This is a genomic window from Flavobacteriales bacterium, assembly GCA_016704485.1.
GTDB lineage: Bacteria > Bacteroidota > Bacteroidia > Flavobacteriales_F > PHOS-HE28 > PHOS-HE28.
In genome coordinates, this window is record JADJAA010000001.1 from 2,341,750 (window position 1) to 2,363,011 (window position 21,262).

The following is a 21,262-nucleotide window of genomic DNA, read 5'->3' on the forward strand; positions in this document are numbered from 1 at the left end:
TCATGCTTGGTGCAAAGGCCCTCGGTGCTTCCATCGTTTGTGTGTCCACAGCCATATATCGCTATTCTCTTTTATATCTTGTTCCAATCGTTGCGTATGGATCTTCGTGATCTCACCTTCCTGAGTGTTGGTCGGTGTTTCCACTAAAGTCTCCACTTTCATGTTGTAGTGCCCACGTCGCGGTCGAGTGATCGAAATGTACACTACAGGATATCCCAGCTTCTTGGCTAAATTCTCCGTGCCTTGAAATACTGGTGTTTCCTGATTCATAAAGGTAAGCCAAAATGCCCGTTCCGGAGATGGTGTCTGATCGGCTATGAACGCAGTTGCTGTTAATAAGTGCCGATCCCGAAGCATGCTTTTGCTGGCTTCCCGCATGGAATAAAGACGTGTTCCATGGCGTGTTCTCATTTTAAGGATCAACGCATCGAAATGCTTGTTCTGTAAGGGATGGTAGATCACATACAGTTGTGGTAGACCGGGTTCGTGGCTGTATCTGGCACCCGCCAATTCCCAATTCCCAAAATGACCTAACACAATGATAATGCTCTGATCCCGCTGTGCATAATTCTTTAGGATCTCTATCCCGTGCAACGTCACCCGTTCCTTTAGCGCTTCGGGCGAAATGGTCAATGTTTTCAACGTTTCTAACGTCAGATCACAGAACCAACTGTAGAATCGTTTCGCTATGGCCTGGAGCTCTGTCTCGCTCTTTTCGGGAAAACTGTTGCGCAGATTGGTCATGACCACCTGTTTCCTATAGCCGATAACGCCGAATAGGACAAAATTCATCAGGTCCGAAAGCACATAAAGCAATCGGAACGGTAGCATCGATATGCCATAAATGAACGGAAGCGCTATGTAGTAACCAATGGTACCCATGGACCGGCGCGAAGTTAAGTCGCGAGGGTCCACGGTTCATCCGGCTCAGTACCGAAGCAGCAATGCTATACCCTTGTATTCGGCTAACAGCCCATTCGGTAGGATACGTACCTCGCCACCCATTCGGATCTGTTCTTCGATGATGTCGTCCACGATGTCATCCACTACGCCCGGAGCCTTCGGATCTTTCACAAGTTCAATGTGTTCTCCGTTCACTTTGGCCGCTATGCGTAGGTCGCGTTCCACCAACAACGTCATTCCACTGCCTTCACGGACCTGCCTCCAGATGTCGATGATCGATGTGCTGTGCATCGTGGCCGGTGCTTTTCGCAAGACCTCAAGGTCCGCGAGATGACGCTTCTTTTGATCTTCGTAGGCCAGCGTCCATGCCGCCTTCACTACTGCCGCAGGAGCGGTTTCATCGTAACTGCCGTGCAGATTCCCGATGTAGATGGATGCATCCTCGGCAGCGGCTACCAAATGCGGGTATTGTTCATGGGTGCACGCCACCACCACTCGGCCCTTTATGCCGACCACTTTCCTCACCGCCCGATCCACGTCCAAATTGAACTCACGCAGTAGGTTCGTCTGACCTGTCGAATGACTCGCCGCATGGGAATTGGCCGCAGAGCGTTTGTTGCGCATCGGGAATGTACCGTGTGCCTCACCTACGAGTCGATCGTTCGAGGCATGGTACAGGTTTGCTCCTTTAGTGCCAAGCACCAGAACATGGTGATCCACTCCGCCCAATTTCCAACGGATGACCTCTCGAGTAACGAAGGTGTCGTCGACCGCAGCGCGTTCATCCACAGGGAACGGAAGCCGCACCACTTCGGTGATATCCGAGGCAATGAAAATGGCCATACCTTCCTCGTTGTGGCGGTGGTCGATGGCCCCAGCTACGGCACCTAGTCGCTCCAAAATGGCGGCCATGGAGCGTTTGTCACCGAGTTCCAATATGCGCTCCTCGGCTTCTTTCGCGAGACGCCGTAGGATGAGCTCGTCCTGATCCGAATCCGGTATGGTCCGGTGTGTCGGGAACAATAGGCTTATGCATGGACCTTCGCGATCGGCCATCAAACGGTGTATCAATTCGTTGTGAAGTAATGTCGTTGTGCTCATGGTTTCTTAGATATGCAAGGAAAGTACGCATACTTTCCTGATCCGATCATGACACTTGTCACCTTTGATCTAATCGAATATTGATCGCCTACCGATCACACTACAGATCGGACAAACGCGCGGGTCGTGCTTCTTGGCCGGACAATGTTCTCTACCAAAGTAGATGATCTGCAAATGCAAGGCGTTCCATGTTTCTCGCGCAAATAATTTCTTCAGATCGGCTTCTGTGCGTTCCACGTTCTTACCTGTGCTCAAGGTCCATCGCCATGCCAAGCGGTGGATGTGCGTATCCACAGGAAAAGCAGGTATATCAAAGGCTTGGGACATAACAACGCTTGCGGTCTTGTGTCCTACGCCCGGCATACGTTCCAAGGCTGCCATATCAGCGGGTACTTGGCCATCGTGCTCTTCGAGAATGATGCGGCTTAACCCCCAAATACCTTTCGATTTCATAGGCGATAATCCACATGGCTTTATGATCTCGCGGATCTCGTCAACGTCAAGCCGCATCATTTTTTCCGGTGTATCCGCTTTTGCGAAAAGGAGTGGGGTGATCTCGTTCACTTTCTTATCTGTGCATTGCGCGCTCAATAACACGGATACCAGCAAGGTGTAAGGATCCCTATGGTCAAGTGGAATGGCCGGTTCGGGATAAAGCCGTTCCAATGTTTCCTGCACGAAGGCGGCTTTTTCTTGCTTGGTCATTGACGCAGGACATTACTGAATTCCATATGCTCGCACCTCCCCTTGGTCTTTTCGATGTGCTGGAGGTCCTTCGGTTTCGGCCACAGTCCGCCCCAGGACCAGCCGTACTTGCCGATGATCGCCAGTATCTCATTTGCGATAAGTGTTCCGCGACGCCCCGGTACATACGTTCCACTTGGAGGTTCCACTATCGTACCGTTGGGACCAGCGGTTGTGCAGGGATTCAATAATGGGTTGATGTCGATCGCTATGCCTTGTGTGTGCTTGCTGATATTCGGCGAAGTCGGCCGACTGCGGTAATTGAATGCTGATGTATTGTTATCGGCCATGGATGCAGCATCGTTCCAACCGGTGCTGTCCGCATTCAATCCGTAGCAATTGATAGGGATCACTTTCGCAATGGGGAATCGATCACGTTTCATTTCGTTGAATATGGCTTTCACATCGTCAACCAAACAACTGTGTACGATCAAGATCCCAGCGTACAACCGTGTCGTATCGATCTTGTTACACGTGTTATCCGTGAATGAATAATACTGTACTTCGATCGGTACCAATTGATCCCGGATCCCGGAGCCGAGCTCTCCTAAATGGTTCTCGATCACGCGTAATTCGGCCGCGAACCCCACCATATCCGCTCTAGTACTATGGTGTATCTGTGTTGTCGAAAGCGCATGTGCGTAGATGAACGGTAACAACAACGGTATGGTCAGTATCCACCTGTTCATTCTCCATGCACTACCGGCCCATCGCCCAAGTTGAACGTGTAGGTCCAAACAGGACCTCCTCCGCCGATCCCCTCAACGATCACTTTATTCTGTTGTTCCGCGAACACATCGTGCAAAAGCGTATTCGATATGCGCAGGCCAACAAGGCTATTCATGTGCTGCACTTGCATGTAACAGAACAAATTCTCGCCTTCCAGCTCTTTACCGATCCATTGCCATTGCAGTTCGCTGTTATCCTTGCTCAAATGCAGATGGTCCACGAAGTAGGCATTCAACAAACTATCCGCTTTCGGGTGCTCATGCTGCGACCCCAATTTAAGGTCCGCAACATTAGCCAATGCGTGTTCTACATCATGCGCGGTCATATGCCAGGTCATATCAATGGTATGCGCTACCGGGTCGTGGCGCATGGTCAGAATGGAAATGAAATAGTCGTGCGGTACCAGTAGTACTGTCAGAACAACTATGAAAATTACATTCATGCTCTAGGCAATTGCGCGGTCGGGGTGATTTGATGGAAGCAGAAAATTGATCGTGCGTCTTAATGTACAAAGTAATGCTCCCGCTTCTGAATGCGTTGATGAAGCATATACCAGCGTTGATCGGTTCCGCAATCGGTTCTGATGTCCTGTCACATTCGAACGGATGGCAATGCATCGTTTATACAGAACATACTAAAAACTTGATCCTACCGCTGGATAACTGTTGCTCTAAGCCATCAGGCCGTGTCATATTCGACAACGTTGTACCATTAGGATCCGAGCTTTTCCATCATCTCATCACTCATTTCGTCAGAGTATATGCCGTAGCCGTTCACCAGAACACCCTTGTGGTCGGACGTCTTGCTGGAAATAGCATAGAGAATGGAATTATCGGAAGGATTCGAAGCTCCTTCGAACCGGAAGTATTTGTCAATTTCGAATTCATGGTGGAACAAAATGAAATCGCGACTCCTACACTCAATGCATTGTTCTTTCAGGTTGAAGTCTTCCACATAGCCCTGCTTTCGAAGACCATTGATCGCCTCCACTAATGTGTCGTATGCTTCATGTTTTTCGTTCATTACGGTTCTGTTTCATTATTTGCCTAGGTATGAAGAATACATCCATACCGATTTCTCCTGCTCACGGATATAGTCGCTCATCAGTGCGTTGGTTCCTTCGTCGTTCGCCTCGGCGGAAAGTGAAAGCAACTCCCTTTGTAGCTCGATCAATACCTTGAAGGAATCAAGGACCTCCGCTACGGCCTTAGCGCCATCGGAGATCTCTTTGCTCTCCGCAATACGCGAGATCATCGTATAGTCCGAGTATTTATGATGTGGTGTATGACCAAGCGTGAGGATCCGCTCAGCCACCTCGTCGATCTTGATGAGAAGGTCGTTGTACAACTCTTCGAACTTTAAGTGCAGCTCGAAGAATTCCGGTCCTTTGATATTCCAATGATAACCTCGTGTATTCTGATAGAATATCGAATAATCAGCAAGCAGTTCGTTCAGTTTTTCTGCCAATTCCTTTGATCGGGTCTTGTCCAGACCTATCGCGCTCATATTCTTCATTATCCTATTGGGCCTTTGGGTTGATCATTTCAAGTTTCGGAGCCGATCTACTTCGTTCATGCAACGATTGCCTTGTACTGGACCCCTTGTTGACAAGATAAGAAGGATCCAACGAGGCGATCTGTAAATATTGTGAAGAACACATGATCACGGTCCCCCTTCGATCAGCCGTATCACAAGTCCATGTATCGCTCGCGGTCATTTGAAATTGTCGATCCTCAATTCATGATCTGGAACAATATCCACTTTGAGCATGGTCGGGTCTCATCTACCAGCGAAGTCATGCACTTTTGCTTATGATCATACAGTGATCGCTATTCGGGATCGCACCGGACATGGTCCAACGGATGTGTTTCATCTTTATACGGTACCTGGTAGATCACAAAGACGGGCGTTGTGGTATGATCCGGAAACAAAAGTTGCGCAATACTCAACTGAGGACCGATCGTGCCGAACATTAATTTGCGTAATGGTGTTTATTGGCGAATTTTGATCCATGAAAGGGCCGAAGTCAGGACCCGAAGAAACCGTGCAGAATGATGACATGGTAGTAGGAGTACCTCCCTTGCACGTTGAGCCGCGTACACGTCAAGGCATCTTCGTTGTGGCCATGTTGCTCTGTCTAAGTCCGGCGATGGGGCCGCCATTGGCACTGTTGCTTGGTCTAGTGCTGGCACTTACCATCGGTGATCCGTTCGCGGCATGGAACCGGCAGGCTACCAACTGGCTGCTGAAGGCTTCCGTGGTGGGTCTGGGTTTTGGGATGAACCTGCAACACGCCATCGCTGCAGGCAAGGACGGTTTGGTCTTCACCGTATTCTCGATCGTTCTCACGTTGATGTTGGGTTGGATCCTTGCCAAGTGGCTACGGGTCGATGGGATCTCCGCCTTTCTCATCTCCAGCGGCACAGCGATCTGCGGAGGCAGTGCTATTGCAGCGGTTTCGCCAATTGTTAGAGCAAATGGTAAACAGATGACCGTAGCATTAGGCACGGTGTTCATCTTGAATTCGGTGGCCCTGCTCATCTTTCCTTTGCTGGGTCATTTGTTGGACATGAGCCAGCATCAATTCGGTCTATGGTGCGCCATTGCCATACACGATACAAGCTCGGTGGTCGGCGCCGGCGCGGCTTATGGTGAAGAAGCCCTGCAAATTGCGACCACGGTTAAGTTGCAACGTGCGCTCTGGATCATTCCGCTGTCGTTGATCACCGCGTTGGCTATGAAGGGTGGGGGCAAGGTCACCTTGCCGTGGTTCATTGGATCGTTCATTGCCGCCATGGTGTTCAGCAGCTACTTTCCGGAATATGCCACGGTGTATGGTTGGTTAGCACTGGCCGCAAAACGTGGATTAACGCTCACACTCTTTCTTGTTGGTGCCAGTCTTACGTTGGAAACCATGCGCGCCGTAGGTGTTAAGCCGATGGTGTTGGGGATCCTGTTGTGGGTCCTGATCAGCGTAATGTCCTTGATCGCGATCCTCTCATTGGGATGATCTGCGCTTAGTGCCCGTGCAACGGGGTCTTCAACGGTAGTTGAAGCGTAGTAAAGTGGGATTGCCGTCCTGCCCTTCATTGCTGATCAGCATATCGCCATTGGCAAGGAATGTAATGCCTTCTGCTTTATTGAACACGTTGGGATCAATGGCCTCCATGTGAATGATCTTTCCTTGCATATCAAAAATGAAGAACAAATGATCGGCAGCGGAAAGAACGTACAGCTCGTTCCGGATGGGGTGTACGCTGATCGCTGAGGAGCTGAATTTCAGCACGGGTACTTCCACCGCGCATTCCTTACTTTTTTTGGTGCGTACGGGTAGGTCGATCTTTTTGGCGATAGCGAAGTCCTTGATCACTTGTAGATCGAACTCGAAAACGGGGTCGGGCAGTAATGTGCTGCTTGCCACATCGAACGCATAGATCGCCCGTTTATCCTTGAATATCGAACCTTTCCCTAGTTTGCTTTTGCAGGCGATAAGAAGCCTGTTGTTCGCTTCATCGTAGCAAAGCCCTTCGTTATTCTTTGCCGGGATCCCGGTAGGGTAAGTGTACAACGTGAACTCGTTCTGTCTGTAGTGATCCACCTTGAACAAGGTCGCATCGCTACGCAGAATGAACATGGCATCTCCAACACGCGTTACGCCCTCATAGTCGCCATCAATGTGGAATTGGAACTGCTCTTTTATGGAGTTGGTCAGCAGATCGTAGAAGAACAATACACCGTTCTCGTCCTGGATGCAGGCTACGGTATGATCATCGATATCGGTAAGGCCGGAAACCTCGTGGAGGGTATCGGGCAGTACGGCGATCGCTGATGGCTTGTTCAGATCATATCCCGAAGTTCGGTCATGCGTGGTGAGTTCCGTGGTACTGCACGCAGTAATGCCGATGGCCACAACAATGGGGATGAAAAAGTTGTTCATACAGGTGGGATCCAATACGCAACGATCCGCACGTTATGGAACGTACGGATCGCTGGTTGACAAAAGTATAAGGTTTTGGGACCTTCCGCTCGTTACCGATCAGTCACTCACTTGCGTATGGATCTTGGTGTTGTCCACTTTCTCCAAGTAGATCATTTCTTCGCCCTTGGGCAATTTCCAAGTAATGGAAGTTCCTTCTCTGTAACCGACCAACGCCGAACCCATTACGGTAAATACAGATAGTTTATTGGCTTTCAGGTCAGCATCACGCGGCATCACCAGTTCCAGACCTTCTTTTCTTCCGGATGGAGCTTGTATGGTAACAATGCTCCCAACGCGCACTACATCGTGCGGCAATTCTTCGGCCTTTCGGATATCTGCTTGTTCGAGTTCCGAGTAGAGTTTATCCAAACTCTGGCGTATGGTGATATCGGGCGGCGTGCCACCAATGATCCAAGCCATAATTAGATCGCGTTCTTTAGCGCAGATGATCAAGCGTGGGTTTTCCATGTCAAATTCGTTTCAGTTCATTGATTATTGTTTCCAAACTTTCCTTGGCATCCCCGAAAAGGATCTTGCAGTTAGCACGATCGAAAAGGGTATTGGTAACTCCGGAATAGCCTTTGGCCATGCCACGTTTCATGACGATCACTTGTTTGGCTTTGTAAGCGCGAATGATCGGCATTCCGTAAATACTGCTGGTAGGGTCGTTCTCGGCTGCGGGGTTCACTACATCATTTGCACCGATCACGAGCACCGCATCGTAGTATTCCATCTTTCCATTCACCGCAGCTATGTCCAGGACCGATGCGTAAGGAATATTCGCTTCGGCCAGCAACACGTTCATGTGTCCGGGCATTCTGCCTGCTACAGGGTGAATGATGAAATGAAGCTCCACCCCATTCTGTCGCAATTGCTCTTGCAATGCGAAACATTCGCGTTGCGCTTGTGCCACGGCCATGCCATAACCTGGCACAACTGCCACTTGTCTGCTGAACGCCAACAAAGATGCCGTTTCCACAGCGGTGATCGGTTTGATCTCTTGTTCAGCCTCGTCAGTAGCTGCGCCAGAGGAGCGGAAACTACCCGCAAGGACACTGCCCAACGATCGGTTCATGGCCGTACACATCTGGGTGGTCAGTAATAGACCGGTAGCTCCTACGAGGATACCACCGATGAGCATCACCGGATCGTGGAAGATGAGGCCAGCCATTAATGTGGCCACACCCGTTAAGGCGTTCAGCAACGAGATCAACACAGGCATATCAGCGCCACCAATTGGCAAGGTGAAGAAGATCCCGTAGAGCAATGCAGCCATGGAGATCATGAGCAGAACCGTTGGGAACGACGGAGACATGCTGGGCACTATAAGATAGGCAAGCGTGAGGACGCTCATGATCAACAAAAGGGCTTGCGCTATGTATTTGTGCGCTTTTACCGGACGGGGTAGTTTGCGTCCATCCAGTTTCATGTAGGCCACCATACTCCCGGTAAATGCAGCACCACCGAATACACCACCGAGAATGAGCACAACGGCAAGGAAATTATTTTCCACTGGTGCCTCGCTATACACAGCATTCAACCCTAGAACTACTGCGCATGCACCACCTAAGGCATTGAAAATACTCACCAACTGGGGCATTGCGGTCATGGCCACACGATCGCTCCACACCTTTCCGATCACCGTGCCGATCAGGATAAGCCCGAGTAACAGGGCTATGCTGATCATGCTTGTTCCCGGGTTACTATGGGCGATCGCCACTGCGATAAGTGCCACAATGACACTGCCTGCTGCGACGGTATTGCCCAGTTTTGCTCGAGCTGGATCGCCCATGAACTTCAAGCCTTGCACCAACCCTATAGCTGCTGCCAGATAGATCAATTCCATGTTCATGGTTTTTGACCTTTAGCTGGTTTACGTTTCACAACGAACATGGAAAGCATGCGGTGCGTGACGAAGAAGCCACCCGCGATATTAATGGTGCCGAGAAGCACTGCGAGTGATGCCGCCGCCATGGTCCATGGACTATCCGGTGTAGTGTTGAGCAACTGTATAATGCCGCCGATGAGGATAATGCCACTGATGGCATTGGATCCGGACATCAAGGGTGTGTGAAGGACCGCAGGTATGTTCTTTATTACCTCAAAGCCTACCAGTAGGCTAAGAGCAACAACGAAGAGACCGTCGATCGACGTGATCGTGTAGCTGAATTCCATAAGTTAAAGAGTTGCGGCTGTGAGTGCACGTACACGCTCATTCACCAATTCGCCGTTCTGCACAACCAGCGTAGAACGCAAGATCTCATCATTGGTGATGTTCTCGCGGTGTGCCAGGTAGTATTCAATGAAGGTGCTGTAATTGTTGGAGAGCAGGAAGGAGGTGCTGTGGGCACAACTGCATTCGATCGATGTGGGACCGAGGATGGTGACCTCGTTATGCATCACCGTCCGGTCGGGTTGTGTCACCGTGCAGTTGCCACCTGATGCCGCCGCGAGGTCCACGATCACTGCGCCGGGTTTCATGCCCATCACCATATCGTCAGTGATCAATATCGGTGCTTTCTTTCCGGGGATCCTTGCGGTGGTGATGATCACATCAGCCCTTGCCGCTTCCAAGGAGATGCGTTCACGCACCTGTTGCAGAAAGGCTTCAGATTGTTCCACGGCATAACCGCCAGCGCCACGATCGTTCACGGCTCCTTCAACCTCGATGAATTCCGCCCCTAGGCTTTCCACCTCTTCCTTGGATGCACTGCGTACATCATAGGCTTTTACCACCGCACCCAATCTGCGTGCTGTAGCAATGGCTTGGAGGCCGGCCACGCCCGCACCCATGATCAGAAAGTTCGCTGGTCTCAATGTTCCACCAGCACTGGTGATCATTGGCACGGTAGCCAATGATCGTTCAGCAGCCAGTAGTACGGCCTGATATCCGGAGATCGACCCCACCGACGAGAGTACGTCCATGGCTTGCGCTAGGGTCGTTCTTGGCATGAGGTCCAAGCTGTATGCCGAAACTCCTTGACGTTGGTATAGGTCCAGCTTGGAAGGCATGCCTAGGAAATTGAAGAAACCGATGAAGGTCTTTGCTCCATTGAGCGGCCCGCCCAAGTAGTGATGGTCATAGCTTACTAGCACGTTAGCGCCATTGATCACTTCCTCCTCTCTCTCTACGACCTGTGCCCCTGCTGCTGTGTACGCTTCGTTGGTGAAACCGGCCGCACGTCCAGCATCACGCTGTACGAGTACGGTGGCTTTTCCGCCTAGGCGTTCGACTCCGGCAGGTGACAGCACCACCACCCGGCGGTCCGCCCGTTCCTTCAAGATCCCTATGGACACCATACTTATGGAAATATACCACGCTCCTTATATGCCTTTTCCAATCGACGAAGTGCCACGATGTATGCGCTGGTACGCCAATCCACGTTGAATTCCGTGGCAGTATCCGCCACTTTCGTGAATGCGTCCTCCAGTTTTTCTTCGAGCATTTCCAGTACTTCTGCGATCTTCCAGATCTCGCTTCGTTTGTTCTGGAGCCACTCGTAATAGCTGCCGATCACACCGCCGGAATTGCAAAGGATGTCCGGAATTATGTCGATGTTCTTTTCTCTCAGGATCCGTTCGCCTTCGGTGTTCGTTGGTCCATTGGCTCCCTCGGCGATCACCATTGCTTTAATTGCTCCTGCGTTCTCACCGGTGATCTGATTTCCCAGTGCTGCTGGCACCACGATCTCACAATCCAATCCGAAGAAATCCTTTGGTTCCATTTCTTTCGCACCAGCGAATCCCTTGATGTTGCGTCCACTCGCATCACTATGCGTCAGCAGTGCCTCGGGATCGATACCCTTCGGGTCATACAAGGTGGCCGTAGCATCCTGAACGGCGATCAAGGTGGCACCCTCTTTCAGTAGGAAGTGCGCGGTCCAATAGCCCACATTGCCGAATCCTTGCACGATATATTTCATCCCGTTCAAAGACTTGTTGCGTCGCTTTGCCCACGCTTTCAAGTTCACCACTACACCGAAACCTGTAGCACGATCACGTCCTTCCAAGCCACCGGCGCCCAAGGGCTTTCCGGTCACCACGTGCAGGTTGGCGAAACGTGTGGCAGGGGATTTCGTGGAGGAATACGTGTCCGCGATCCAGGCCATGATCTGCGCATTGGTATTGATGTCCGGCGCAGGAATGTCCAGGTCAGGCCCGATGTTGTCTCCCAATGCGTAGGTGAAGCGCCGTGTGATCCGCTCCAGTTCGTTCTGCGAGTACAGCTTCGGATCGATCTGGATCCCTCCCTTGGCGCCGCCGTACGGCAAGCCGGCCAGCGCCGTCTTCCACGTCATCCAGATGGCCAAGGCGCGTGCGGAGTCGATGTCCACCGTTTGGTGGTAACGCAAGCCGCCTTTGTAGGGCCCGAGCGCATTGTTGTGCTGCACGCGGTAGCCGGTGAAGACCTCGATCTTGCCGTTGTCCAACTTCACCGGGAAGTGGACCACGATCTCGCTATTGGTCTTTGCAAGGATCTTGCGGACACCGGGGTCCAGATCCATGATATCGGCGGCATGGGCGAATTGCTCCATGACCACCTCGTACATGCCTTCCTTTCGTTCGGCTTTTTTTATGGCTTCTGTTGTCATTTCAGGTTTGACGGGGTTCATTTATAATGCTCACAATGATACGTGATGTGATCCATGTTTCGTAACGCACAGTATTCAACATGATCGCAAGATCCGCATAATCCGGGAATGCTTGTCTTCGGAATTACGCGGCTATCAACTACTGTCATCAGCGTTGGCGTTGGTTTTACCTCATGTTCTAGACAGAATAGAATAGGAGTTGCCGCGTTGCGTTGAAATACGCAGTCGCCATCATGTACACACGATGGACAGATCGAATGCGACGCAGAGGACCTAATTCCAGGTTGTGACGGGATCTTGTTCATTGCCCATCCAAGGTCAAGGGCTATGCCAAGCGGGTGATCGTCACGGGCTAGGTTCGGATGTATCCTTCGGAAAGTACTGTCAATAAAGGATTTTAGAAAATTTTGATCGTTGTCATAGAACCACCGAACACGGATCGTTAGCACCGTAAAAGTGGGGTGTAATTCCCCGGTTGGTACGGAATGTACCGGTACTACTTCAATTTTTCCCGCAAGGTTTTCCGATCGATCCCCAAGATCTCCGCCGCTTTGGTCTTGTTATTCCCGGTTGCTTCCATCACGCGCTGAATATGGTGCTTTTCCATGTCGGCGAGGGAGTGAAGTTCAGTGCTCGAGGAACGTTTTGGAGCGCTGGTCTTCATGGCTTCCGGTAGGTCATCCATTGTGATGGAGCTGTCCTTCATGATCACTGAGCGGTGAATGAAATTTTCGAGTTCCCGTACGTTCCCCGGCCATGCATATTCCTGTAGCGCATCCAGTACCGCAGCCGAAATGCGCAACGATCTCTTGCCCATTTCCTTGCAGTATTTGGTGTTGAAATGATTGATCAATAAGGGAATGTCCGTTGCGCGATCACGCAGTGCTGGCAAGTGGATGTTGATCAAGTTCAACCGGTAGTACAAATCCTCGCGGAATGATCCGTTCCTCACCATATCCAGCAAATTTGAGTTGCTGGCAGAGATCAGTCTAACACTTACGCGTTGGGATTTCGTGGCACCCAACATGGTTATCTCCTTGTCCTGGATCGCACGCAACAGCTTGGCTTGTACGGCTGCGGAAGCATTGCCGATCTCATCCAGGAATAGGGTTCCGCCATCGGCCGCTTGGAAGAAACCCGCTCGGTTGGTGGTGGCTCCGGTGAATGCACCCTTGGTATGTCCAAAAAGTTCGCTTTCCAGCAACTGGTCCGGGATGGCCCCGCAATTCACTGCTAGGAACGGTGCAGATGATCGATCACTGTTGTAATGGATCGCACGTGCAACAATTTCTTTGCCCGTGCCACTTTCTCCGGTTACCAGCACTGTTGCTTGGTTGTTCCGTGTACGTTCGATCACCCGGAACACATCCTGCATGGTCTGTGAGCGGCCAATAATTCCCGGAATTTCTATCGTTGCCGAGGGGGTATTGATGGATCCCAATGTCGCATTGCCAAGCGCCTTCTCAACAGCGACACGGAGCTCATCCTGCGTTACCGGTTTCACTAGGAATTCCACGGCGCCCAGTTTCATTACATCCACGGCCACCTGCACTTCGGGGTATCCGGTCAACACGAGTATAGGCACTTTCGGAAAGTGCTGTGCAACGTAGCGCACCAATTGGGTGCCGTGTACATCGGGCATGTTCAGGTCCGTGATCACGAGATCCACTGGGCCTTGTTCGAGCACAGCGATCGCGTCCACCACATTGTTGGTGGTAAATGGTGTTAGCCCCATGTTGTTCATGTACCGCCGCAGCAGTTCCAACATATCGCGGGAGTCATCCACAAGCAGCACGGACGGTTGTTCTTTCATGGTATGGGAAATGTGAGCGTGAACGTGGTACCATCACCTACCTTGGACCTAACTGTTACATCGCCTTGGTGGGCTTTCATGATGCCGTGCACGACCGCTAAGCCCAGTCCTGTTCCTTCGCCTACCGCCTTGGTCGTAAAGAAGGGCTGAAAGATCTTTTTCAAGTTCTCATTCGCTATACCCTTGCCATTATCCGTGATCGCAACATTTACGGAACTACCTTCCTTGTATGCTGCGATGGTGATATTGCCATGGTTGGGCATAGCAGCTAGAGCGTTCAGCATGACATTGGTGATCACCTGTGCGAATTGGATCGCATCCAAACGTAGTTCAGGCAGGTTGGGGGCAATATTCCAATCCACGCAAACGTGATGTTCGTTCAAGCGGTATTCGATCAATCCTACGGTTCCACGTATGGCTTGCTCTGGATCGGTAAGTTGGAACTGTGCGGGCATTTCGCATGAGAAGTACATCAGTTTCTTTACGATCTCACGCCCAATAAGCGCGGAGTCGATGATCCGCTGCAGATCATTCTTACGTTCTGGCCGCGTTTCATTTTGTTGCAGCAATTCAGCGTAGCCTAGCACGTTGCCTAATGGAGTGTTCAATTCGTGAGCGATACCAGCGGTCAGTTCCCCAAGAATGGCCAGCCGATCATTGTTTCGCAAGTGAGTCTGCACGAGCGTCTGTTGTTCGCGGTGTTCTTTTCGTTCTATGATCAAAGCAAGTTCCTGGGCCAGTTTGTCCAACAACTGTTGTTCTTCCGGTAGAAAAAGTGGCATGTCTTTCGTATCCGTACCGTTCGGGTAGGACACGGCAATGCTTCCACGGCGAATGCCGTCAACGGATAATTCCGCATCCAATAGTTCATGGGAGTCGGTTTCCTTACCGAACACCCGATCATCGAACCGCACTATTGCTTCTGCAATATCCGGGAACTGGAACCCTTGTGGAATGATGGTAACGATCCCATCAATAAGTTCAGAAAGCGATGTGTCCTGTTTTTGCGCAATACGGGCCACCGCATATAAACAAGCTAATTCCTTGACCCGTTCGGTCAGCTTCCGTTCCGAATTCAGTAATGGCATATTCACGTTCTCTACGCAAAGATACCTGCGGCAGTGGGTTGGTGCTTGATCACACAGGGGTGTTCAACGGTTAGTTTGCGGAACCAGCATATCGCAGCGGAATAAATGGCACGGAACGAAAAATGTATTGGTTGAACTTGTGCGGTGGCAACGAACACGTTTTCACTCCCAGAACACATCTTCCTCCAAAGCATCCGCTCCCTTCGGGGCCAATGAACCGTGTATTGCATCAATTCGATCCAATTCCTTCTCAGTGGCAACGGCTTCTATCTCCTTGAAGAGTACACGTTCCTCGAAACGGATATGGGCTTCCAGCTCCTCTTCTATTTGCGAGATGCGGGTAATGGGATCTTCTTTCTCCGTGAATAGCCGTGTTAATCTACGGTGCTCCGCAAGAGCGCGTTTCACAAGCTCGTGGTCGTTGCCAAGCACCGGGAAGATCGCTTCTTCTTCCAAGCCGAAGTGTGGCACCAGATGTTCCGCGTGGAAACGCTGGCAGTACGCCATCATACGCTCAGGGTCTATGTTCTTCTGTAGACCTGTTCGTAATTTCCAGCAGAGCAAAAGGCCGCGGTGGTGATCGCGGCTCAATGGCTTCAGTGAAGGGTGCCTTTTGATGGGAGTTGTTTCTGTTGTCATGGCGTTCTACTGGATAAAAGTACGCGGATCTTTTCGTAACCGATCGATCCGCATCATGAACATCTCCGCCATGCGTTCTGCATTCATGTGAGCGAGATCCGCAACGGGTCCTATGAAGAGTTCGTTCACCGTTGCGTGGAAGTGGGTGAGCCAACGTGCAAAATGCTCCTCGGATACGGGCAGGCCTGCGTGCGGACGGAATGGCACGCCACTGTAAGATCCCTCATTGATCAGAACGGTGCCCCAGAAACGGTACATCTTTGCTAAATGTTCCGGCCAGCGGTCCTGGATCACGTCGTTGAAAATGCCACCCAGCAATGGGTCTACGCGCACTTTACCGTAGAAGGTATCCACGAGAAGACAAATATGGTCGTGCGTGGAAATATCGTTAAGCGTTCTCATTGTGAAGCTGGATCCCAGTAGAGCGTGAAATAGAATGCAGCAAAGCCTACGAACGCGATCAGCAAGGCCCACACCCAGGAAGGAACTGCCTTCGGCGTTTCCGAGCCGGTGATCATGAACACATCGCTACGTTCACTACCATAAGCGTTGATGGTGATCGGGATGCGATCCTCCACCACTTCGTTGGGCTTTAACCCGAGCACGGTGATCGCTGGGCCGTTGCGTACTTCGAAAGGGATAGTACGCATGCCTTCAACGCCATTGGTGCTGCGTGCCACAATACGCAAAGTATGCGGACCATCGGGTAACTTCGTGGTATCGAAAAGGAACTTTACCGGCGGCGCGAATTCAGCGAACGGACTATGGTCCTCGTCGAGAAAGAGCTTGATACTGCGTTCTTCAGCCATGGTGTGTAGAGGTGTTGAGGATGGAACGCTTGATGTGATCCGGGTCGCCTTCGTTCGGTCGCACCATGAACTTTACAGCGAAGAATAAAGTGAACAATACGATGATCGCCGACACCGTGATGATCGGCATGTCCCAACTACTTTGGGGGCCCGTTCCGTGGCTAATGCCTTGCAATACTTTCGGCTGTTGTTTCTGGCAGACATCACAGGCCCACGAAGGCATGGTGAGCAGCATGGTGCAAAAGAATAGGAATGCGCGCATCATGGTAGTGCGGTTTCAGGGGAAACAGTGAATCGGGTGCTTTTCACCACCTCTTCGGTTGTTGGTGGTGCTTCATTGCTGAAGTTGGATCGCACATAGTTCACCACTGCCGTGATCTGTGCATCGGTGAGGTTCTCGGCCTGTGCGGGCATTACGCCAAAATCCGCACGTGCATCGTATCCACCAAGAACAATACTGATCATTTGTGTAGGATCCTTATCATTCACGATCACGCTACCGGCCAATGGTGGGAATGCTCCTGCCAATCCTTTACCATCTGCTTGGTGGCATGCAGAACAGGTTTGGGAGAAGATCGCACTACCATCGGGCAGGGCATCCGCTTCAGTGAGTTTTACAGCTTTGCCATCGGCGCCGGGGGAGGGTAGGAAAATGCCCGGTTCTACACCAGTGGGTAATGGTGCCTGTTTCAATGAAGATAAGTAGGCCACCAGATCGTTCATTTCCGGTGAAGCGATCACCTTTCTACCGGGACCGCTCAAGCGATCGGCGGGGATCGGCACCACCACATCACCTTCATTCACGCTTGCGGAATCCACTTCCTGAAAAAGCCAACCGTAGCGTGGCATAATGGATCCATTTACCACCATGCGCGGATCGTACAAGTGCAGCAAATGCCACTGTGCGCCGGGTTGGCGTTGGCCCACGTTCGTAAGGTCCGGACCGGTACGTTCACTGCCAAGCAACGAAGGCGATTGTTGCCATACGTTCATGCGTTGCTTGCTGTAGTGGTAATCGCTCGGGATCGATGGGCGTGATCCCCATGTTCTATCCATTTCGATGTTGCGTACCTGTTGTGTATGGCAGGCTACGCATCCTTCAGAAATATAAACGGATAGGCCACGTTGTTCCGCTTCGGTCATCATCGGCATGCCCGGTAACGGCTGTGTATTCTGAAGATCTTCTGCAGGCATAACGGCAATGCCGACGCTCAATACAACGAACACCAGCAGGGCTACGTTCACCAGATTCGCATGGTCCTTGTGGAAGTTGATCATGGCTCAAGCGGCATTAGTGGTTAGTGCAGGAACAGGTCGGGTGCGGCGCGACATGGTGTAGAAATTCCAGACGAAGATCAGGTGCGATACGAACATCAGTGTGCCCCCGATCGCACGCCATGTCCAATAACCTCGGGTGTTCACGACAGTTTCGATGAAGGGTACACCTTCGATCCAGGCCATCCCCTTCGCCGTGCCACCCGCCATGAGTGAAACCGTGTAGGCGAACAGTCCGATGAAGGCTAACCAAAAGTGTGCTCCAACCAGCACTTGCGGAGGTTCGTGACCGGTGATCTTGGGGATGATCGCATACATACAAGCCCACAGGATGAACGTGATGATGCCGTACATGGTCATGTGCGAGTGCGCCACGTTGAAATCCGTAAAGTGCCAAACGTGGTTGGTGAAGCGGAATGCTTGCAAGCTGCCTTGCGAACTACCAACGAAGTAGTAGATCACACCCACAAGAAAAAAGGGTAGTACATAGCTGCGTCCGATCGCGCTCCAACTCCCGCGCATGGTCATCAGGAAGTTCGTGCTACCCGCGATCACAGGAATGAACATGCCCACACTGAACACGATAGCGACGGTCTGCATCCACCAAGGCAGAGGCGAGAATACGAAGTGGTGTGTGCCGATCATCGTGTAGAAAAGCATCTGTGTCCAGAAAGCGAGAACACCCAGCGAGTAAGAGTAGATCGGCTTGTTCAATGCGGAGGGTAGGTAGTAATAAATGAGGCCCAGCGTGAAGGTCATGAACCACATACCCACACCTTGGTGCATGTAGTAGCCTTGAATGATCGTTTCGCCTAAACCGTTCTGGTACCATGGCAGGTAGCCGATCGTGGCGAGCACGATCGTCCAGATCAATGAGGCCAGAATGTACCAATTGCTCACATAGATCTCGGCGATCTTTCGGCGTTTTACGGTGGCGTAGAAATTGCGGAACGTGATGATCAACGCGAGTGCGAAAAGCAAAGCGACCGGCCAGATATATTCGCGGTATTCGCCACCACCGTTGTTGATGCCGCCCATCAGGCACAGGTTGCCGATCAGCACCGATGCGTTGATCAATCCCCAAGCCCACCAGCCTTGTCGATAACTGTGGATGACCGTGTTGGAGGTACGCGCAATAACGAAGTAGGCAAGGCCGATCATGCCCAAGGAAGCCCAGCCCCAGAACACGGTGTTCGTATGCACGGGCCGCAACCTGCCGAATGAGAGCCACGAAACTTCATCCAGGTCCGGCCAAACGAATTTCAATCCGAGGTATTCCCCGACCAACGTGCCGAAGAACAACCAGAACGTTGCAGCGCCGAGGTACCAAAGCACGAGTTTGGTGAGCTCTGGTGGCACGGCTAGTCGCGTGCCAGAATAGATCTTTTCGTCCACCAACGGATTGTCCGGTTCACTGGTGGATCGCGTGATCAGAGCCTTCTCATCAAATGCGGGAAAGGTGCCACCCAATTCATGGCCTTTCAGTTTGAAATGCAATGCGTCTCTGCGTTGCAGCTGTTCCGGTGTTAATGCGGATGGGTCCAGTGAAAGCAGTTCGTCATCCGGAATTTGAAGTTCGCGCAGCTTGCGTTTTTTAGTGGCTTTCAGGACCCGATCCACCTTGGCGGAAATAATCAGCACGGCAATGAACATGACCACACCGATCAGGAGCAACGTCCCCAACACGCCGGGGCTAGTGACCCAACCGTCGGTACGTGTGCTTTGCGCGAAGGTGATCCGGGTGGTGAGTAGTCCGCCCAACAGAACTGATCCGCGCAATAAAGGATAAAAGTGTCCGAAATATGAATATAACTTCATCGCTTCAAAAATGTTGCGCCATCTTCTAATCCAACAATTAGGCTATGTATCGTCGTATTCTCCAACATGGTCCGTAGGTCTTCCCGTATGCGCTCGAAATGATCGTGCAGCGGACACGGTTTGAGGGCATTGCATTCTTTCAGTCCCATGCCGCATCCGCGATAAACGGTGTCGTCGTCGAGCGCTTTTACGATGTGGCTCAACTTCAGTTTTTTCGCTGCGTAGGGGGGTAGGTCGAAGCCACCCTTGGGACCTTTGTTCGATGCCAGAATGCCTGCTTTTGCTAATTGCTGAAGCACTTTTGCGGTAAACGCCTTCGGCGAATCCGTGCGTTCGGCAATAGCATCCAAACTGAGTCGTTCACCGGCTGCGCTTGCAGCAGCGATCAACGTGGTAGCCCGGAAGGCATATTCACAGGTCTTGGAGAACATCGAGGGTGCAAATATATTGTGAAGAGTTCAAATAAGATATTAACGTCCGAAAATAGATGTTGCGTTTAACAATTGACATTTGTAAAGATCAAAACGTCACGTCCCGCGTGTTGCCCCGGTCCATCATGTCGAACAGTGACTTTGCTCACATTCCACACTCCTTTTTATCAAGAACTTTGCCCGCGGTCTACAACTGTTCCGGACCACAAAACAAAACAAAAATGACACACGACGTAGAAGCAGTATGGATGGGGAAGATGCAGTTCAACGCACTGGTGGGAGGCCACACGGTGGTAATGGATGCGCCGGAGCGCGCAGGTGGTGAGGACCAAGGCTCCATACCCAAGCCCTTTATGCTTACAGCGCTGGCCGGGTGTACCGGCATGGACGTTATAGCGCTTTTACGCAAAGCCGACAAACCGCTCGACCGTTTCGAGGTTCACGTATCGGGCGAGATAAGCAAGCAGGCCCCGATCCAATACACAAGCGTACACCTGATCTACGAAATGCACGGTGATGCCGCACATGAGGAGGACGCATTGCGCGTGGTGGACCGTTCCCAGAACGAACTCTGTGGTGTAAGCGCAATGATGAAACGTGCGTTACCCGTTACCTGGGAAGTGACCTACAATGGTGTGGAGCGCTTCAACAACAAAGAGACCGTAGCCGCTGTGGCGTAAATACCTGCAAGCTATGGCCGGGCAACGGATCGTGATCACGTTTCATTGCTTGGCTTTTTTGTGCGATGAACTTTTCCAACGGCCACAATTCAAGGTCGAAAGGGCATAAAGGTGACATTGGTCACATTAGGTTAGTGAACACTAACTAACTTTGCACTACAGAAGCAACAAACCATTATCCGCGTTGATCATTTCTTTCTGCGTCATCAGCGTTCCATTAACAACCAACACCATGCACGGCAAGAACAACATAGCCATCGGTTTCCTGATCATGGGCGGCTTCATGCTCTATGGTTTCCTACTGATCTACCTGCGTGACTTCGCACCCGATAAGCAGGCATGGGTGGATACCTATTCTACCGGCAAGCACTTCGAATCTCGTTTGGCGCATGTACATGGCAATCTCTTCGCTGTGCTGAATGTGATCATCGGTTATCTGCTGCTCCACTTCCACGGAACGTTGAATAATTCCAAAGCGATCTCGTGGTTGGCCATGGCCGGCTTGTTGATGCCCATCGGCATTCTGGCTGAAGTCTACTTCGGCGTACCGCCAGCACTGGTGCTCGTTGGTGCTGTCGCCATGACCGTATCGGTTGTATGGCTAGGTATCTCGTTCTACACCATGAAGCTCACCATAAAGGAAGCAGCATAAAGGATCCGT

25 protein-coding genes are annotated in these 21,262 nt (G+C 51.4%); 3 read left to right on the forward strand and 22 right to left on the reverse strand.

Going from position 1 to position 21,262, the window contains the following annotated elements; genetic code table 11:
• The 7 genes from IPF95_09905 to IPF95_09935 form a co-directional block, all read right to left on the reverse strand.
• Positions 1-882 (reverse strand): lysophospholipid acyltransferase family protein, encoded by an 882-nt coding sequence (locus tag IPF95_09905; GenBank protein ID MBK6475006.1) that lies wholly within the window; start codon positions 880-882, stop codon positions 1-3.
• A gap of 45 nt (positions 883-927) precedes the next feature.
• Complete coding sequence (locus IPF95_09910) at positions 928-2,004, reverse strand: hypothetical protein (protein MBK6475007.1); 1,077 nt, start codon at positions 2,002-2,004, stop codon at positions 928-930.
• Positions 2,005-2,073: 69 nt separating this feature from the next.
• Positions 2,074-2,709 carry an endonuclease III gene (gene nth, locus IPF95_09915; protein ID MBK6475008.1) on the reverse strand — a complete coding sequence of 212 codons (636 nt, stop codon included), beginning with the start codon at positions 2,707-2,709 and terminating at the stop codon, positions 2,074-2,076.
• Positions 2,706-3,437 carry a M15 family metallopeptidase gene (locus IPF95_09920; protein ID MBK6475009.1) on the reverse strand — a complete coding sequence of 244 codons (732 nt, stop codon included), beginning with the start codon at positions 3,435-3,437 and terminating at the stop codon, positions 2,706-2,708. The genes nth and IPF95_09920 overlap by 4 nt, the downstream gene beginning before the upstream one ends.
• Positions 3,434-3,919: a hypothetical protein gene (locus tag IPF95_09925; GenBank protein MBK6475010.1), complete on the reverse strand. Its 486-nt coding sequence runs from the start codon at positions 3,917-3,919 to the stop codon at positions 3,434-3,436. The genes IPF95_09920 and IPF95_09925 overlap by 4 nt, the downstream gene beginning before the upstream one ends.
• A gap of 269 nt (positions 3,920-4,188) precedes the next feature.
• Positions 4,189-4,500 carry a phosphoribosylpyrophosphate synthetase gene (locus IPF95_09930; protein MBK6475011.1) on the reverse strand — a complete coding sequence of 104 codons (312 nt, stop codon included), beginning with the start codon at positions 4,498-4,500 and terminating at the stop codon, positions 4,189-4,191.
• A 15-nt stretch (positions 4,501-4,515) separates the two neighbouring features.
• Entirely contained in the window at positions 4,516-4,992 is a 477-nt protein-coding gene (locus IPF95_09935; GenBank protein ID MBK6475012.1) for a DNA starvation/stationary phase protection protein, read from the reverse strand.
• A gap of 544 nt (positions 4,993-5,536) precedes the next feature.
• Here IPF95_09935 and IPF95_09940 point away from each other — a divergent pair.
• Positions 5,537-6,487, forward strand: coding sequence for a putative sulfate exporter family transporter (locus tag IPF95_09940; protein ID MBK6475013.1), 951 nt, complete (start codon positions 5,537-5,539; stop codon positions 6,485-6,487).
• A gap of 30 nt (positions 6,488-6,517) precedes the next feature.
• On the opposite strand, the gene IPF95_09945 is transcribed toward IPF95_09940, so the two are convergent.
• The 15 genes from IPF95_09945 to IPF95_10015 form a co-directional block, all read right to left on the reverse strand.
• A complete protein-coding gene (locus IPF95_09945) occupies positions 6,518-7,414 on the reverse strand; it encodes a hypothetical protein (GenBank protein ID MBK6475014.1) in 897 nt (298 codons plus the stop codon).
• A 99-nt stretch (positions 7,415-7,513) separates the two neighbouring features.
• Entirely contained in the window at positions 7,514-7,924 is a 411-nt protein-coding gene (locus IPF95_09950) for a GreA/GreB family elongation factor (GenBank protein ID MBK6475015.1), read from the reverse strand.
• A 1-nt stretch (position 7,925) separates the two neighbouring features.
• Positions 7,926-9,308 carry an NAD(P)(+) transhydrogenase (Re/Si-specific) subunit beta gene (locus tag IPF95_09955; protein ID MBK6475016.1) on the reverse strand — a complete coding sequence of 461 codons (1,383 nt, stop codon included), beginning with the start codon at positions 9,306-9,308 and terminating at the stop codon, positions 7,926-7,928.
• On the reverse strand, positions 9,305-9,631 hold the full coding sequence (locus IPF95_09960) for an NAD(P) transhydrogenase subunit alpha (protein ID MBK6475017.1): 327 nt from the start codon (positions 9,629-9,631) through the stop codon (positions 9,305-9,307). Before IPF95_09960 ends, IPF95_09955 begins: the two co-directional genes overlap by 4 nt.
• Positions 9,632-9,634: 3 nt before the next feature.
• Entirely contained in the window at positions 9,635-10,756 is a 1,122-nt protein-coding gene (locus tag IPF95_09965; GenBank protein MBK6475018.1) for an NAD(P) transhydrogenase subunit alpha, read from the reverse strand.
• Between the two features lie 2 nt (positions 10,757-10,758).
• Entirely contained in the window at positions 10,759-11,991 is a 1,233-nt protein-coding gene (locus IPF95_09970) for a Glu/Leu/Phe/Val dehydrogenase (protein MBK6475019.1), read from the reverse strand.
• Between the two features lie 553 nt (positions 11,992-12,544).
• Positions 12,545-13,861 carry a sigma-54-dependent Fis family transcriptional regulator gene (locus IPF95_09975; GenBank protein MBK6475020.1) on the reverse strand — a complete coding sequence of 439 codons (1,317 nt, stop codon included), beginning with the start codon at positions 13,859-13,861 and terminating at the stop codon, positions 12,545-12,547.
• Positions 13,858-14,949 carry a sensor histidine kinase gene (locus IPF95_09980; GenBank protein ID MBK6475021.1) on the reverse strand — a complete coding sequence of 364 codons (1,092 nt, stop codon included), beginning with the start codon at positions 14,947-14,949 and terminating at the stop codon, positions 13,858-13,860. The genes IPF95_09975 and IPF95_09980 overlap by 4 nt, the downstream gene beginning before the upstream one ends.
• A gap of 162 nt (positions 14,950-15,111) precedes the next feature.
• The gene (locus IPF95_09985) at positions 15,112-15,588 is read right to left on the reverse strand and encodes a hemerythrin domain-containing protein (GenBank protein MBK6475022.1); all 477 of its coding nucleotides are present in this window, start codon (positions 15,586-15,588) and stop codon (positions 15,112-15,114) included.
• A 6-nt stretch (positions 15,589-15,594) separates the two neighbouring features.
• Positions 15,595-15,990 carry a group III truncated hemoglobin gene (locus IPF95_09990; GenBank protein MBK6475023.1) on the reverse strand — a complete coding sequence of 132 codons (396 nt, stop codon included), beginning with the start codon at positions 15,988-15,990 and terminating at the stop codon, positions 15,595-15,597.
• Positions 15,987-16,397, reverse strand: a complete 411-nt coding sequence (locus IPF95_09995; protein MBK6475024.1) for a cytochrome C — start codon at positions 16,395-16,397, stop codon at positions 15,987-15,989. The genes IPF95_09990 and IPF95_09995 overlap by 4 nt, the downstream gene beginning before the upstream one ends.
• Positions 16,390-16,659 carry a hypothetical protein gene (locus tag IPF95_10000; GenBank protein MBK6475025.1) on the reverse strand — a complete coding sequence of 90 codons (270 nt, stop codon included), beginning with the start codon at positions 16,657-16,659 and terminating at the stop codon, positions 16,390-16,392. Before IPF95_10000 ends, IPF95_09995 begins: the two co-directional genes overlap by 8 nt.
• Positions 16,659-17,675, reverse strand: a complete 1,017-nt coding sequence (locus IPF95_10005) for a cytochrome c (GenBank protein ID MBK6475026.1) — start codon at positions 17,673-17,675, stop codon at positions 16,659-16,661. Before IPF95_10005 ends, IPF95_10000 begins: the two co-directional genes overlap by 1 nt.
• 3 nt (positions 17,676-17,678) lie before the next feature.
• Positions 17,679-19,490, reverse strand: a complete 1,812-nt coding sequence (locus IPF95_10010; GenBank protein MBK6475027.1) for a cbb3-type cytochrome c oxidase subunit I — start codon at positions 19,488-19,490, stop codon at positions 17,679-17,681.
• Positions 19,487-19,921: an Rrf2 family transcriptional regulator gene (locus IPF95_10015; protein MBK6475028.1), complete on the reverse strand. Its 435-nt coding sequence runs from the start codon at positions 19,919-19,921 to the stop codon at positions 19,487-19,489. The genes IPF95_10010 and IPF95_10015 overlap by 4 nt, the downstream gene beginning before the upstream one ends.
• A gap of 221 nt (positions 19,922-20,142) precedes the next feature.
• Here IPF95_10015 and IPF95_10020 point away from each other — a divergent pair, with 221 nt between their 5' ends.
• Entirely contained in the window at positions 20,143-20,601 is a 459-nt protein-coding gene (locus tag IPF95_10020; protein ID MBK6475029.1) for an OsmC family protein, read from the forward strand.
• A gap of 232 nt (positions 20,602-20,833) precedes the next feature.
• Positions 20,834-21,253: a hypothetical protein gene (locus tag IPF95_10025; protein MBK6475030.1), complete on the forward strand. Its 420-nt coding sequence runs from the start codon at positions 20,834-20,836 to the stop codon at positions 21,251-21,253.
• Positions 21,254-21,262 lie beyond the last annotated feature (9 nt).